Origin of the sequence: Prevotella sp. P3-92, from assembly GCF_002251205.1 — a bacterium.
Taxonomy (GTDB): domain Bacteria; phylum Bacteroidota; class Bacteroidia; order Bacteroidales; family Bacteroidaceae; genus Prevotella.
Genome location: NZ_NPJE01000035.1, coordinates 32,100 through 48,060 on the forward strand (window position 1 = coordinate 32,100; position 15,961 = coordinate 48,060).

The 15,961-nt window shown below is 43.8% G+C and carries 14 protein-coding genes and 5 tRNA genes; 18 read left to right on the forward strand and 1 reads right to left on the reverse strand.

All coding sequences use genetic code 11. From position 1 onward, the window contains the following. Positions 1-42 precede the first annotated feature (42 nt). From CIK93_RS05180 to CIK93_RS05205, 6 genes are all read left to right on the forward strand, one after another. Entirely contained in the window at positions 43-234 is a 192-nt protein-coding gene (locus tag CIK93_RS05180) for a hypothetical protein (protein ID WP_094391122.1), read from the forward strand. Positions 235-303: 69 nt separating this feature from the next. Next, entirely contained in the window at positions 304-1,113 is an 810-nt protein-coding gene (locus tag CIK93_RS05185) for a GLPGLI family protein (RefSeq protein ID WP_094391123.1), read from the forward strand. Continuing rightward, entirely contained in the window at positions 1,106-3,664 is a 2,559-nt protein-coding gene (locus CIK93_RS05190) for a carboxypeptidase-like regulatory domain-containing protein (RefSeq protein ID WP_144007563.1), read from the forward strand. Before CIK93_RS05185 ends, CIK93_RS05190 begins: the two co-directional genes overlap by 8 nt. A 94-nt stretch (positions 3,665-3,758) precedes the next feature. Beyond that, positions 3,759-6,146 (forward strand): outer membrane beta-barrel family protein, encoded by a 2,388-nt coding sequence (locus CIK93_RS05195; RefSeq protein WP_158215475.1) that lies wholly within the window; start codon positions 3,759-3,761, stop codon positions 6,144-6,146. Positions 6,147-6,260: 114 nt separating this feature from the next. Further along, positions 6,261-7,058, forward strand: coding sequence for a hypothetical protein (locus CIK93_RS05200; RefSeq protein WP_144007564.1), 798 nt, complete (start codon positions 6,261-6,263; stop codon positions 7,056-7,058). 19 nt (positions 7,059-7,077) lie between these two features. After that, entirely contained in the window at positions 7,078-7,467 is a 390-nt protein-coding gene (locus CIK93_RS05205) for a hypothetical protein (protein ID WP_144007565.1), read from the forward strand. Between the two features lie 389 nt (positions 7,468-7,856). On the opposite strand, the gene CIK93_RS05210 is transcribed toward CIK93_RS05205, so the two are convergent. Next, complete coding sequence (locus CIK93_RS05210; protein ID WP_094446786.1) at positions 7,857-9,143, reverse strand: IS1380 family transposase; 1,287 nt, start codon at positions 9,141-9,143, stop codon at positions 7,857-7,859. A 145-nt stretch (positions 9,144-9,288) separates the two neighbouring features. Between CIK93_RS05210 and CIK93_RS05215 the strand changes: the two genes are divergently transcribed. From CIK93_RS05215 to secE, 12 genes are all read left to right on the forward strand, one after another. Next, positions 9,289-9,705 (forward strand): hypothetical protein, encoded by a 417-nt coding sequence (locus tag CIK93_RS05215; RefSeq protein WP_094446787.1) that lies wholly within the window; start codon positions 9,289-9,291, stop codon positions 9,703-9,705. Positions 9,706-10,432: 727 nt separating this feature from the next. Further along, positions 10,433-12,223, forward strand: coding sequence for an aminopeptidase P family protein (locus CIK93_RS05220; RefSeq protein WP_371327165.1), 1,791 nt, complete (start codon positions 10,433-10,435; stop codon positions 12,221-12,223). A gap of 120 nt (positions 12,224-12,343) precedes the next feature. Continuing rightward, positions 12,344-12,535 (forward strand): 30S ribosomal protein S21, encoded by a 192-nt coding sequence (gene rpsU / locus CIK93_RS05225; RefSeq protein WP_094391127.1) that lies wholly within the window; start codon positions 12,344-12,346, stop codon positions 12,533-12,535. An 81-nt stretch (positions 12,536-12,616) separates the two neighbouring features. Then, complete coding sequence (gene xerA / locus CIK93_RS05230) at positions 12,617-13,498, forward strand: site-specific tyrosine recombinase/integron integrase (RefSeq protein ID WP_094440477.1); 882 nt, start codon at positions 12,617-12,619, stop codon at positions 13,496-13,498. Between the two features lie 45 nt (positions 13,499-13,543). Continuing rightward, a complete protein-coding gene (gene hpf / locus CIK93_RS05235) occupies positions 13,544-13,843 on the forward strand; it encodes a ribosome hibernation-promoting factor, HPF/YfiA family (protein WP_094446816.1) in 300 nt (99 codons plus the stop codon). A 100-nt stretch (positions 13,844-13,943) separates the two neighbouring features. After that, positions 13,944-14,017, forward strand: a tRNA-Thr gene (locus CIK93_RS05240). A gap of 65 nt (positions 14,018-14,082) precedes the next feature. Continuing rightward, positions 14,083-14,165, forward strand: a tRNA-Tyr gene (locus CIK93_RS05245). A 21-nt stretch (positions 14,166-14,186) separates the two neighbouring features. Next, positions 14,187-14,259 (forward strand) — tRNA-Gly (locus CIK93_RS05250). A gap of 8 nt (positions 14,260-14,267) precedes the next feature. Next, positions 14,268-14,339 (forward strand) — tRNA-Thr (locus CIK93_RS05255). 57 nt (positions 14,340-14,396) lie between these two features. Further along, entirely contained in the window at positions 14,397-15,587 is a 1,191-nt protein-coding gene (gene tuf / locus CIK93_RS05260) for an elongation factor Tu (RefSeq protein ID WP_094391129.1), read from the forward strand. A 79-nt stretch (positions 15,588-15,666) separates the two neighbouring features. Beyond that, positions 15,667-15,739 (forward strand) — tRNA-Trp (locus tag CIK93_RS05265). A gap of 15 nt (positions 15,740-15,754) precedes the next feature. Beyond that, positions 15,755-15,946, forward strand: coding sequence for a preprotein translocase subunit SecE (gene secE / locus CIK93_RS05270; RefSeq protein ID WP_094391130.1), 192 nt, complete (start codon positions 15,755-15,757; stop codon positions 15,944-15,946). Positions 15,947-15,961: the final 15 nt, after the last annotated feature.

Below are 15,961 nucleotides of genomic sequence, written 5' to 3' on the forward strand. Positions count from 1 at the left end.
CTGGACGGGAAGTTTGAAAACTTAAACAGATAAAAACAAAAATTGAAAAAGAAACTAATTTCGTTGCTGTTGCTACTTGGTATAGGTATAGCCTTCCCTGTTGTGGCATCAGCACAAACAGAGGTTGTCGTAACTAAACAACGTGTTACAGGCTGTACAATTATAGAGATATATGAAGACGGAGAATTGAAGAGCGAAGCAATTTATAATTCCGATGGTGAACGTATTTTATAAAGAAATCGCTATGTTATAATTTTTATCTTTCCAGGCTTTTATGGGCCTGGAAAGAATAATAATGCAACTATGATTAGATTTGGAATCGTTATAATAATGTGTTTGATGTGTTGTTCATCGAAAGCAATAGAAGTGTTGGACACTTCTTATTTGCACGTGAATTATGAAGCAAAACTGAAAATGAATAAGGAGAAGAAACATATAAATAGAAATGTTGTACTCGAAATAGGTAAAGACGTTTCTGTTTGTTATGATTCTAAATTCAGGCAATTTATCGCATTGGATGATTCGCTTAAAATGGTTCGTGCATCTGTTGGAGAATGGATTCGTACAATGGAAAACAACGGAACACTTGGAAGAACAGTTTCTTTTGCCGTGTATAAACATCTGCCTGCGATGAATGAATTGACATATACAGACGAGATATTCCGATATCTTTATTACTATGAACAGGAGCTCCCTGCCATTGACTGGCAGATGCAGAATGCAGATTCTGTAGTGTGTGGCTATTCTTGCAGCAAAGCTGTGGGGGAGTGGCGAGGCCGTAGATGGACAGTATGGTACTCAATGGATATTCCAATAGATGATGGCCCATGGAAACTTCAAGGTTTGCCAGGTTTGATACTCCATGCCGAAGATGCTCAGGGCGACTTCTTTTTTACTTGTGTGGGCATTGAAGAAAAGCGCTCTCCAATAATCTTATGGGGTGACCATATGCGTAAGTGTACTCCCGAATGGTTTCAACGTGAGATTACGGAGTTTTGGAAGGATCAAAGTGGTTATGTGAGTTTCCGTAACGGAATGCCTAAGCCAGACTATAGTAATACAGATTTTCGTCCTCAATCATTTACACCCTGCTTGATGGAAAACTATGAGTAAGAGTTGGACAAGGTGTGTTTGGTTGACAATCGTGTTACTCTTATTACCTTTTATGGCATGGTCGCAGAGGTATGAGGGACGAGTGACCGATGATCAGGGACAACCTATCAAATCAGTATCCGTATTGCTCTTGGGCGAGAGCAATAGACCGGTGTGCTTTACCAAAACACAGGCAGACGGATTGTTTCGGGTTTCTGTGCCACAAGGAAAGCCTGCAAAAAACATCATGTTCTCTTGTTTGAACTATGCCAAAGATACCCTGTCGCTCTCAATGTTCCAACAAGGGCAGACCGTCATACTGAAAGAACAAACAACGGAAATAAAAAACGTGGTGGTGAAATCGTCGAGGATACGCCAAACAGGAGATACACTCGATTATATGGTGAATAGTTTTCGACAGAAACAAGACCGAACCATTGCTGACGTACTTCGTAAGATGCCAGGTATTGATGTAGATAAAAACGGAGCAATATCCTATCAAGGAACGAGAATAAACAAATTCTATATCGAGGGAATGGATTTGCTGGGTGCTAAATACGTACAAGCATCAGAGAACCTGCCTGCTGATTATGTGAAGAAAGTACAGGTGATGGAACATCATCAACCTGTAAAGATGTTGCGTGATGTGGTCTTTTCTGAACAAGCAGCATTAAACCTTGTACTGACAGATAGTGCAAAGAATGTATGGCAGGGCATGGCTGATGTGGCAGCAGGAACGACTGCAAACTCCGGAAACGAATGGCTTGGTGATGTGAAACTGACGGAGATGCTCTTTGCTCGTATGAAGCAGAGTGTCTCGATGTATAAGTATAACAATACTGGAAAAGATATTGGAAAAGAAATCAATGCCATTGCAATACTTGATGATGGAGCACCGACAGAACGTGAAGTGGTACAAGGAGTGGAAGTCAATACCCCGCCACTTGACGACCATCGCACATTATTCAACGAAACTCATGTATTTGCAACCAACTGGCTTTTTAAGCCATCGGCGGATGCGGACTTCCGTATCCAAATAGATGGTAAAACGGATCATACGAAATGGGGACAACATACCGAAACATTCTATGTAGATGTAGATGATGGTAAAATGGTGGTTGAAGAGATGGCTGCTTATCGCAACAGGAGTCAACTGTCTGCTGACGCCACCTATCAATTGAACGGTGACCATATTTATCTGACCAATACCATGAAGGGCTTTCTCCATGTGGAAAACAGCAGAGGTAATACCCAGTGGAATAATCAACCGGTTACGGTTCGCACCAAACCACGCCGCTATTATCTTAACGACCGTCTGCACTTGATCCGTCGGTTGCAGGGCAATGGCTCGGTTTCGGCATCGGCTTATGTGTCGGCGAATCATCTGCCCAGTAGGATGGTGGTGGCAGACGGAACGCTTCAATATCTTGATGCGGACAGTTGGTTCTGGGGAGCATCAGCCGACAGAAAGTATCGTTTGTGGGGACTGCAACTGGGTCATGCCATCGACTATCAGGCTAAACAACAGCGAGGAACATCAACCTTCCAAGCGTTGACATCCGACTTCTGCTTTGAAACGCATCAAGTGAAAGTTGTCAATATGGTCAGTTACAACCGCAAATCATGGAAGTTGAATGCGAATGTGGGAGTGGTGTGGCTTGGTCAGCGCCTTGATAGTGTTCGGTCGAATCAATCCAATTTGGATATTAACTTGCAGGCAATCTGGCAGCCTACATCGCGTTGGCAGTTTTCGTCAACCTATCGGCAGACAGTTTTGCCTATTGATGGATGGAATACTACGGGCATGTCTTACTACACCACCTATTATTTGCGCCATCAAGGACCAAATGGTATAGTGGTTCCAGTGACTCGCAATATATCGTTTGCCATCAAGTATAAAGATGTGATGAAAGGATATTTTGCTTCTGTCCATGTGCAATGGAATCATAAGAACCATCAGCGCCTCTATCGTCATAGCATCGACGAAGCAGGTTACCATAGTATGGCAACCTCTATGGAAACGGATATGGACGGATGGAACATCCTTTCGCGACTGTCAAAGACCTTGCGGTGGTCGCGCATGTTCATGTCTTTATCATGTCATTGGAACTGTAATACGGGGCGCATACTATTAAATGAAGAATGTGTAGGCAATAGGAATGCCATGTTGACAACCAACTTTCATCTGGCGCTTCAACCCAGTGGTTGGTTATCGTTGACTGCTGATTCCTATTGGTTGCAGTCTGTGCAACATCAGGATGTGAATGACGGTGTGAGTTCAACGCATAATTCTTTTGCTCATCTGTTGAAGATTTATGTAATGCCTGGACGTTGGCGTTTGGAATGGAACAACGAATTCTATCATAGTAACGATGGATCGGTATCGGCTAATTATTTTGCTGATGTGCGCTGCTTCTACAAAAGTATGATGTGGGAAGCAGGTGTGGAATTGAATAATGTGTTTGACCGTTCTAACTACCAATGGTTCAGATTGTCAGCAAACCGACGTGTTACCGTCATAAACCCTTTGCGTTCGAGAGAACTCATGTTTAGACTGAAATTCAGTTTCTAATATTTCAGATGGTGACGAAACACCATTATTCCCTTATATGAAAATGCAATTCGCAGAACCTGCGTATCTTTGCAGCAATAAATCGAAGACAGAAATGAAAAGAATTGCATTTACTGTATGGTTGACAGTAGTAAGTATGATGGCCATGGCAACCCATTTGCCTGATGTGGAAGGAACCGTGGTCGATGAACAAGGACAACCCCTTGAGTTCGTGAATGTGGTATTGCTTTCAGAAGGTGATTCCGCCTTTGTGCAAGGTGCAACAACTGATGCAACAGGACATTTCCTTATCAAAACACCAGAAAACCATGGTGTGCTAAAAGTGACCAGCGTGGGCTATAAGACGACATTTGCCAATACCCATACCTTTGGAGGACGTGTCGTGCTAAAGGATGATGCGAAGATGTTGCAGGAAGTGACCGTGAAAGGAAGTCTGCCCAAAACCAAACTCACGGGAAACTCGATGGTGACTGCCATACAGGGAACGGTATTGGAGAAATCGGGTTCGGCAAAAGAAATGTTGTCGAAAGTACCGGGTATGACATTGAAGGGCGATGCTTTGGAAGTGTTGGGGAAAGGCACACCTATTTATTATATTAACGGTAGAAAGATGCAAAATGCCGATGAACTGACCAGATTGCGTAGCGAGGAAATCAAGGAAGTGGAGGTGATTACCAATCCGGGTGCACAGTATGATGCTACTGTGACGGCTGTGGTGCGCATCAAGACAATACGCAGACAGGGCAATGGATTCGGCTTTGATCTGACTGCCAATTCACAGAACGACCTGCGATATGGGTATTGGGATGGATCGAGTACGCTGAATATGCGGTATCGCTATAAAGCCTTTGAACTCTTTGGCATGATGAACGGATGGAAACATGATCAGATGAATGATAGTGCGCCCCACCAGTGGAGCTATTATCGTAGTGGCGACCAACTGACTGGCATCAATCAAAACACCCGACTGCTCAACCACTGGACGGGAAAAGGTTTGGACTGGAACGTGGGATTCAACTTGCAACTGGCAGAAAACCATACCGTGGGTATGCGCATCGAACAACATAAGAACTATGATTCGGGCTATGATGCATGGCAGAAAACCTATATGACGAAGATGATTGTGGGCAAGCCCGATAGCAAGGAAGAGACGAACAACGTGACAGAAGAACAACTCCATGAACACTATCCATACAACTGGGAAGGCAATGCCTTCTATAACGGTAAGGTGGGGAAACTCAATATCGACCTCAATATCGACTTCCTGACCAATAAGAAAGAGGAAAATGGTGATATTCAAGAAAGCGTCAATCTGGAGAATAACACGATGACGTCGGATAGTAAAACCACCAATCAGATGTTTGCCGACAAACTGGTGTTGGGTTATCCTGTATGGAAAGGTATGTTGCAGGTAGGGTCGGAGATGAGTCGGGTGACGCGACGGTCGTTCTATCAGATTACCATGGATGGCGTGCCTACCACAGATTCGAAGGTAAAGGAGAATAGTATTGCCGCATTTGTGGAGTATGCCTGTCAGATTCCTAAAGTGGGAAGTGTGAGTGCAGGACTGCGCTATGAGCATGTGGGATTTGACTATAAGGATAGGATAAACAATGACAACTCGTTGGAACGATACACCAACGATCTGTTTCCTTCCTTCTCTTGGGCAAACCAGTGGGGAGCGGTACAGACTTCGCTCAGCTATAGTATGAAGACACAACGTCCTAATTACTGGATGCTCAATGAGGCTGTTATCTATATCAATCCCTATTCGTTGCAAACGGGCGACCCTAAGCTGAAGAATGCCAAGACTCACAGTATTGGTGCAAATGCGCGATGGAAATGGCTCAATCTGATGGCTAACTATGAACGGACTGACGATGCGCTGACTCAATGGTCGTATATCTATAATGATCAAGGTGTGATGCTCATCAAAAACCGTAACCTCGATGTGCCGGTGAGAAGTGTATCGGTATTCCTGACAGCATCGCCGACGTGGGGGTGCTACTCGCCGAGTTGGACTGTGGGTATGCAGAAATTCGACATGAAACAGACCTTGGCGGATCCTCGCGAAGCCAGTGGCGTGAGAACAGTACACTACAACCGGCCATTGTTTGTGGCAAATCTGAATAATGTGTTTCGACTGCCTCATAAATGGCAACTGGAGTCTTATCTTTATTTCCAGCGTAAGGGCGACTGCATGAACTTCCGATTGACGAACAATATATGTAATCTTGGATTTGTGGTGCAGAAGTGTTGGCTGAAAAACGATGCCCTGTGCTTGCGAGTAACCGTTGATGATGTGTTGCAGCGTACCCGACAGAAAGTCAATATGGATTGTGGCTATTATACCCTCAACCAAAATTCTGCACAGAGCAACCATCGGTTGAACATCTCGTTGCGCTATTCATTCAATGCCAGCGGAAGCAAATATAAAGGAACTGGTGCTGGAAAGGAGGCTGCAGGACGAATGGCGCAATAACTATCAGCGTTGCTTGGAACGCAGGAAAGATGCTGACTTTGGAGATAAAATGATGGTTCAGAATAAGGAAATAACAGATTATTTCGTAACTTTGCAGGCGCAAACTGCATGGCTATGAAAAGAAATAGATTTTTCCTTGAAAACATCATGGTGGTATTATCGATGCTTGTCGCATTGATGGTGCTCGCTTCATGTAGTACAGATATCGTGGCAGACCAGAATGTCGGGACGCAAGATTTTAAGCTGTTGGGCTATCCTGTGGCAGGATGGGTCAGACATCTGAAAGAATTGCTTGCCACGATTCTGATACTTTCCTGTAGTGTGCTGTATCTTGCTGTTTATATATTCAGATGGTATTATGTGTCGAATAGGAAACGCAATGTGGAACTGGAACGACAGAACATCAGATTCTTGCAACTTCGAAATGTCTATGACAAAGCGCGGACTGAATATGATGAACTTCAGAACGACTATGAGGCTTATGTGAAGAAAAAAGGCGAGGAACTTGAGGCGTTGCGCACGCAAATGACCGAATATGTGGGGCATGAGCAGAATGTAGATATCTGGGATGAGGCGCGGACGATGTTCAACGATGAGGCTGTGACCCGTTTGCATGAAATGCTCGAAAGGGGAAAAATGCCTGGTAATAAAGAACTGAAAGAGTGTGTGAAACTTGTGGAGACTCGCTTGCCAACGTTTTGGAGTGTTGTCAGCGATCCTACCAAAAAGTTGACGCTACAGGAAATACAGGTTTGTGCGTTGTTGCGTGCCTGCTTCATACCTTCTGAAATTGCCACAATCATGAATGTTAGTTTGCAACGAACTACCAATATGAAAACAAAAATCAATCAGAAATTGTTTGGCGTGAAAGGCGCAAAAGGTCTTGAAGACAGATTGATGACCCTTAAATAACTAATAGATAGAAATAAGTATGAAATCGGATAAATGGCCACGGATATTCGGCTTTTTGTATTTTGGTTATATTTTTATAACCATGGTATTTGAACCTATCATTCGATTATCTGATGTGGCATTTATTGTAGATGTGTTCATAGGATTCCCCCTTCTTATCATAGGCGGAATATATATGTTTGTGGCGCAAAGACGAGATAAAACTTTCTTTTCGAAGATGTTTGATGAAAAGAAAAATATCTATGACCACGGGAGACTGATACTTGTATTGTTAGGAATGGGCATTTGCTTAATCTATGCTCCTGCCGACTGGAAATTTTGGGCTTTCTTGATGGTTCTTGAATTAATAGATTTGATGACGCCGAAGAAATGGCGTAAGAAATGGCGTCAGAAAATACGGCAGTTGTAGTAGCGCAGTTGCTTGATAGATAGTTTGTTACAACTGTTTTGTTATACACTCAAAATACACCGATGCTATTTGGTGTATTTTGGGTGTATAATTTATTAGGGCTTTCACCAAGATACTGATTACCTTTGCAGCGAAATCAGAAACGTCTGCGAGATGATTTGAAATGCTTCTGGCGTTTGGTGAAAGTTAACAACATTACTAACAAATTTAATAATTACCCTCAAATCCGCAACTACGCGCCTAATATGATACAGAAGCGAAAAGAATCTGCATCGTTAGTAAAAAGGGGGCACAGTGCATCGAATGTCACCATAAAGACATATAAATGCCCCTTACCCCACCATGCGACTTGAGGCAATACGCAAAATCACGACCATAAGTTGTCGGTGTTATCCAAAGTCATTCTGGAACACATTGGCATAAGCATTGTTGCATGAATAGATATTCAGCACATACTTCCTTGATGTCCTGACCCATTTGGCTGGCACAGAGATGAACTTAAAGACAAACGTCTTGATGCGGCTTGTTGCTTTGAGTCCGAACCTCTTCACGTCAAGCCTCGCCATGATGAATTTATAGAAGTTGCGTATGAGTGCCATAAGCAGAAGAAACACCGTGTTTTCTCCCATAAAGGATTTTGGAAGCCTGTTCCAGCCGAATCCGTTATTCATATCATCGAAGATGCGTTCCTTCCCTCCACGGAGGTTATAGAATTCGACAATCTCTTTCTCGGAAGACTCGTAGTCATTTGTAAGGATGCAGCGGTAGGTGTATTCTCCTTCCCACAGGTCGAGTTCGCCGTCTATCCGCTTCTGTCTTTGAATCACAAGACGGTATGCCTTCCCTTTCCATTTCTCGATGAGAATGGAGGCCAGCTCAAACTCAATGCCGCCCAATTCCACTTTCTTCCAACCTCTGAGGGCAAAGATGTCATTGTAGAGCGAACTGCATCGGTTAGCACGGATATAGAAGGTCTTGCAGTGTTTAGCAATCTCTTCCACTATCTCTTCAGAACACGAGCCGCAATCAGCTCTGAAACGGTTGATAATAAGCTTGTTTTGTTCAAACCTTTCAAAGAACCTCTTCAGCGTGTCCTTCTGGTGGAAACGGATATTTGTGTTGCCGTCGCTGTTCTCAATGCCGACAATCAAGTTGCCAATAACCGCCACGCCAGGGCGATAACCAAGGAACTTCTTGTATGTAGGCTTCGCATCAAACTTCTCAGCCTCTATGAACTGGTGGTCGAAGTCAACGTCATACCCCTCGCCCTCTTTCAGCTGCCCTGTGGACAATAGGCAATTGAGGAGCAGTGTATTCAGCTTGTCTGCCGTGTTGAAGTCGTAGGTCTTGCCAGTGTCGGATGTGTAGGAAATGTTATCCTGGGTCAGTTCCTTTATGGCTCTAAGAATCGTGTCGGCACTGCATGTGCGAAGTGTCGGATGAAGCGAAAGGTGGTACATCAGATGAGTGGTGACATCCTCGATGCATGAGCCGCCACAAAAATAAACGCTCATAAGCGAACGGATGATTTCGCTGTATTGATAACCATACAGCCTGCATCTCATACCGAGGGTTGAGTCGATTACAGATGAGAGTCTGGAGTCAAATTGCTCCATTATTGAAAATATTCCTCCAAAAGGAGTGAGTTTCTCGGATTTAATTGCTACCTTTGCCATGTCTGTCTGGTTTGATACATATTTTGATTTGCAACACTAAGATAGGTGAAAAATCTGACATGGCAAATTCCTGAGCAACTTTTTGTTGCTCAGGTACTTAAAAAGTTATATTTGTAATAGTGTTGCGGAATTAAGGATTACGAAAATGAAAACTATCTTGAAATGCAAATGGGCAGTAAGCCTGTGTTTGGCAACCTTGTTGATGGCTGCATGTTCAACCGAAGAAACAAATGTGCCTCCTTTGGCAGAGAATGAAAGTTCAAAACTGATTAGTGCGCTCGAAATCGTCAATCAAGAGCTGATGACCGATACTGCTAATGTCCAGATGAAAAGTTGGGACCAAGGAGATGGTAATGATTCCAATGTGGATAAAATCTTGGAATTGTTTGAAGATGTATTGAAGCAATATCCTGAAGAATCTAAAGATGTGGCTTTTGTAATTGACAAATATATTGAGATTATAGATCAATCGGATGAACTTACAAAAGATGAGAAAATGGTGCTGAAGCCTGCTTTTGCTGCAGTACTTTACAGCACAAAATTCTGGGATGATAATATATAGTAAGTCATAAACTATAAAAAGAAATCTTTTTTCCAAATTCACAATCGTGGTAGTGCCGGTGCGTGGTACTATACGCATCGGCGCTATTTTGAAGTGAATAGCTTGTTTCTTGATAAGCGCATGCGACATTGTGCGTGGCTTTCTCCTCAATCGGTCATTAGGAAGATGTGTTGAAAACACTATGGTATGTGCGAATGGCTGGTTTGAATTCAAACTGCATGATAGTTTAGTGGGTGGTGCTTCCCTTTCTTGACTGTAGTGTCTCCCATCTGTTTCCTATATCGTTCGTAAATTGATTCGGACTTACTTGGGATTTACTTGGGACTTGTTCGGGACTTGTTCGGGACTTGCTCGGGAAATGATGCGCACAGGCATGGAAGGTGAATATGGGGCGAAAATTATGTCGAATGGTTTTGACGTGTAAATAAATAATGTCAAAATACGGAGTTTTTTGCCGTTACAGTATTACAGTATTACAGTTTTTGAAAACGGTTTTTAGTGATCGAAATATGGATTTTTAGGGTTTTGGCAGGAAAATATGCTGCAAATCCATCGTTTTAGCTTTTTGAAAACTGTAATACTGTAATACTGTAACGCGTATGATATATTATACGAGTAAATAAATTTTCTACGATTGACGGTTTTGGCGTGTGGGCTAATCAAAAGAAAAATGAGTTTTTCTTTGTATTTCTCTCGGTTTGCACTACCTTTGTTGGAAAAATGAGAGATGATGAACAAAGAACTTATAGCTAAAAGACTGGAAATACTACGCGAGGAAATGCGCCGAGAACATCTGAGCGCATTCGTGTTTACTACGGGAGACCCTCATCATAGCGAATATACTGCGGAACATTGGAAAGGACGCGAATGGATTAGTGGATTCAATGGTTCTGCGGGTACTGCGGTGGTCACACTGAAAAGTGCGGCACTATGGACCGACTCACGCTATTTCATTGCTGCCGAAGAACAACTGAAAGGAACAGAATACCAGTTGATGAAACTGAAAATGCCCGAAACACCAACAGTCGCACAATGGATAGGTAGCGAACTTGCCGACATGGACGATAAAGCCGTGGGAATAGATGGAATGACCAACGGAGTGGCTGAGGTGGAAAACTTGAAATCTCAACTCAAACAACTTGGGGGCATTACGCTGCATACAGCATGGGATCCCTTGCAGCGTATCTGGAAAGATAGACCGACCGTGCCTCTCTGTCCCGTAGAAATACAACCGATGGAATATGCGGGCGAAGAGGCTGCCTCAAAACTGAAACGAATAAGAAAAGCACTTCGGGAAAAACATGCAGACGGTATGTTGGTGGCTTCGCTGGATGATATTGCCTGGACGCTAAACCTCAGAGGCAACGACATCCATTGCTGTCCGCTATTCGTTTCGTTCCTGTTGATTGACACTCAAAGCGCCACCTTATTTATATATAAGGAGAAAGTAGGGGACGAGGTGAAGGCTTATCTCGCAAAACTCGGTGTGCGCATGGCAGACTATAATCAGGTGAAACAAGGACTGAAAGACTATCCGGAATATAACATTCTGATGGATCCTGATGAGGTTTGTTACACGCTCCGACAAGCGGTGACGCGTCCTGTCGTTGAGGCTGCATCGCCCATTCCCGCTATGAAAGCTGTGAAAAACGAGGCTGAACAGAAAGGATTCCGATTGGCAATGCAACGAGACGGAGCTGCTTTGGTCAAGTTTCTGAAATGGATGGAAGAACAGACCATAGATGGAACAATGACAGAACTGACCGTTTCTGATCGACTGGAACAGCTACGGTCCGAACAGCCACTCTATCGCGGACTCTCTTTTGATACAATATCAGCATACGGTCCACATGGAGCTATTGTGCACTATGAACCGACTCAAGAAACTGATGTGCCCTTGCAAAGGAAAAGTCTTCTGCTCATAGATAGTGGCGCACAATATCAGAACGGCACAACAGATATCACCAGAACATTGGCACTCGGAGAACTCACAGAAGAAGAACGGAAAGTTTATACGCTGGTGCTCAAAGGACACATACAGTTGCAGATGCTCATATTCCCCAAAGGAGCAAGCGGAACACAACTCGACGCTGTGGCACGTCGCGACCTCTGGCAACACGGATACAACTACCTGCATGGCACAGGACACGGAGTGGGAAGCTTCCTCAATGTCCATGAAGGACCGCATCAGATTCGGATGGAATATGTGGCGCAACCGCTCTGCGAAGGAATGACCGTGACCGACGAACCGGGCATTTATCTCAAAGACCGTTTCGGCGTCAGAATCGAAAACACACTCCTTGTGGTTCCTGCTTTCCAAACCGAATGTGGCACCTTCCTGAAGTTTGAAACCCTCACACTCTGTCCCATCGACAGACGCCCCATTATTCGCGAAATGATGTCGGAAGAAGAAATAGATTGGCTCAACCAATATCACCAAATGGTATATGACCGATTAGCACCAATACTTTCAGAAGATGAAAAAACATGGCTGAAAACAGCCACGAAACCGTTGTAAATGAGTGAAAATCACAAAAAAGCGAAAAAAAACTTGCGCAATTCGTAAATATGTTGTAATTTTGCACCCGCTTAATGGCAGAATAAAAAGTTTAACTAAAATAATAAAAACAAAAAGAACATGATTATTGTACCGGTAAAGGAAGGCGAGAACATCGAAAAGGCCCTCAAAAAGTTTAAGAGAAAGTTCGAAAAGACTGGCGTTGTGAAAGAACTCCGTCGTCGTCAACAGTTCGATAAGCCGTCTGTACTGAAGCGCCTCAAGATGGAACACGCTATTTACGTACAGAAGCTCCGCGCTACTGAAGAATAAAAAAGTAGAGCGAAAATTTGGTGGTTTGATATTTTTTGCGTAAATTCGTTGCCGAAATAGAAACTGTAATGCAACGAGTCTATGATCAAGAAATTCTTAAGCTACCTGCGCTATGAGAGGAATCGCTCCGAACTCACAGTGCGAAACTACGACAAGAGCCTTAGGGAATTCGAGTCGTATTTTAAACTTAGGGATAGTCAGCTCTCATGGGAGACAATAGACTCCGATGTCATCCGAGACTGGATGGAGAGCTTGATGGATAAAGGCGCCATGGCATCAACAGTGAATAACTGTTTGAGTGCCGTGCGTTCTTTTTATAGGTATGCACTTGCATACGGAATCGTTGCAGTAGATCCTTCGCACTACGTCAAAGGACCGAAGCTCAAAAAAACCCTACCCAAATTCATACGCGAAAAAGATATGGATCGCCTCATGGATCAAGACAACATGTGGGGCGATTCGGTTAAAGACATGCGCGCGCGTACTATTATATTAACGCTATACTCTACAGGAATACGATTGGCAGAACTTATCGGACTTGATGTGAATGACGTTGATTTCGTCAATATGCAACTCAAAGTGACCGGTAAACGAGACAAACAGCGGGTCGTACCTTTCGGAAAAGAACTCTGCGAGACCTTGCAGCAGTATCTTCAAGTACGCGAAACGCTACCGCTGCGTGATACAGAAGCACTCTTTGTGAACGACAAAGGGCTGCGAGTGAGTAGGGGACAGGTGGAAAATATAGTGAGAAACAATCTCTCGAAAGTCACAACACAGCAGAAAAGATCACCACACGTGCTGCGACACTCCTTTGCTACCGCCATGCTGAATAATGGCGCAGAACTGGAAAGCGTGCGCAAACTGCTCGGACACGAGAGCATCGCAACAACGGAAATCTATACACACGCAACATTCGAACAATTGAAAAGCGTGTATGAAAAAGCCCATCCAAGGGCCTGATAAGTGAAATATAAATAGTATTAACCCTAAAAAATGGAGGTAACTATGGAAATTAAGATTCAAGCAATCCACTTTGATGCAACTGACAAACTGCAGGCATTCATCGAAAAGAAAACAGCAAAACTGGAAAAAACCTACGAAGATGTCCAAACCGTAGAAGTGGTATGCAAAGTTGTGAAGCCAGCAACAGCACAAAATAAAGAGGTGAGCATTACTGTTAATGTTCCGGGGAATAGAGTTTTCGTAGAGAAAGTAAGCGATACTTTTGAGGAAGCAACAGACCTTTGCGTCGATTCTTTGAAGGTTCAATTGCAGAAAATCAAAGAAAAAATGCGTAATCGATAAAAAAAATCGCGAAAAGTTTTGGTAATTAAAAAATAATGCCTACCTTTGCATCCGCTTTCCGACAGTTAGCAACTCCTTCGGGAGGTGGATGCTTAGAGAAGCCTCTTTAGCTCAGTTGGCCAGAGCACGTGATTTGTAATCTCGGGGTCGTTGGTTCGAATCCGACAAGAGGCTCAGAAAAAGAACAAGGTCACAAGCAATTTGATGGCAAGTTAAGGAGTAACGGAATTTTTTTTAATGGGTGGTTTCCAGAGCGGCCAAATGGGGCAGACTGTAAATCTGTTGTCTTTCGACTTCGGTGGTTCGAATCCATCACCACCCACTTCCGAATAGGAAGTCTATTGCGGAAATAGCTCAGTTGATAGAGCACTAGCCTTCCAAGCTGGGGGTCGCGGGTTTGAGCCCCGTTTTCCGCTCTAAGCCTGCTGTTATAACTCAGTGGTAGAGCACTTCCTTGGTAAGGAAGAGGTCCCGAGTTCAAGTCTCGGTAACAGCTCTTGAGAAAACAAGATTTAAATCGAACATTCATTAATTATAATAACAAAGAAAAGCTATGGCTAAAGAGAATTTTGTGCGCACCAAACCGCACGTAAACATCGGTACTATCGGTCACGTTGACCATGGTAAGACCACTCTGACTGCTGCCATCTCTAAGGTTCTCCACGAGAAGGGTTTCGGTACAGAGGATGTTAAGTCTTTCGATCAGATTGACAATGCTCCTGAGGAAAAAGAGCGTGGTATCACCATTAACTCTGCCCACATCGAGTATGAGACCGCTAACCGTCACTACGCACACGTTGACTGCCCAGGACACGCTGACTATGTAAAGAACATGGTTACTGGTGCTGCTCAGATGGACGGTGCTATCCTTGTTGTTGCTGCAACTGATGGTCCTATGCCTCAGACACGTGAGCACGTTCTGCTCGCTCGTCAGGTGAACGTTCCACGTCTGGTTGTATTCCTGAACAAATGCGATATGGTTGAGGATGAGGAAATGCTCGAACTCGTTGAAATGGAAGTTCAAGAGATCCTCGCTCAGTACGATTTCGAAGAAGATACTCCTATCATCCGCGGTTCTGCACTTGGTGCATTGAACGGTGTTGAAAAATGGGTTGACAAAGTTATGGAGCTGATGGATACCTGTGATACTTGGATTCAGGAGCCTCCACGTGATACTGACAAACCTTTCTTGATGCCTATCGAGGACGTATTCTCAATCACAGGTCGTGGTACTGTTGCTACCGGTCGTATTGAAACTGGTGTTATCCACGTTGGTGACGAAGTTGAACTGCTCGGTCTTGGTGAAGACAAGAAGTCAGTTGTAACTGGTGTAGAAATGTTCCGTAAGATCCTTGATGAGGGTCGTGCTGGTGATAACGTAGGTCTGCTTCTCCGTGGTATCGATAAGAACGAGATCAAACGTGGTATGGTACTCTGCCATCCTGGACAGATCAAGCCTTTCAAGAAGTTCAAGGCTTCTATCTACGTTCTGAAGAAAGAAGAGGGTGGTCGTCACACTCCATTCGGAAACAAATATCGTCCTCAGTTCTATCTGCGTACCATGGACTGCACCGGTGAAATCACTCTTCCCGAGGGAGTTGAAATGGTAATGCCTGGTGACAACGTTGAGATCACTGTTGAGCTCATCTACGCTGTTGCTCTGAACCAGGGTCTGCGCTTCGCTATCCGCGAAGGTGGCCGCACCGTTGGTTCTGGTCAGATTACTGAAGTTTTCGAAGACTAATTCTAAGCAGTTTTTCTCTTACGAGACAAACTTTAGGAATTGACTATAAAGCCCCTGCTCTTCAGGGCAGGGGCTACTTACGGGAATAGCTCAGTTGGTAGAGCATCGGTCTCCAAAACCGAGGGTCGTGGGTTCGAGTCCTCCTTCCCGTGCTAAAACAAGAAGATATGTTTAAATCAATAGCAAATTACTGCAAGTCATGTTATGACGAACTCGTACATAAGGTGACATGGCCGACGCGTAAGGAATTGACACAAAGTGCTGTGTTGGTACTTACAGCTTCTTTGATTATTGCAATTATAGTATGGCTGATGGATATCGCATTCAAAGCCATCATGAGTTTAGTTTATCCCAACTAATTGTTAGATAATACA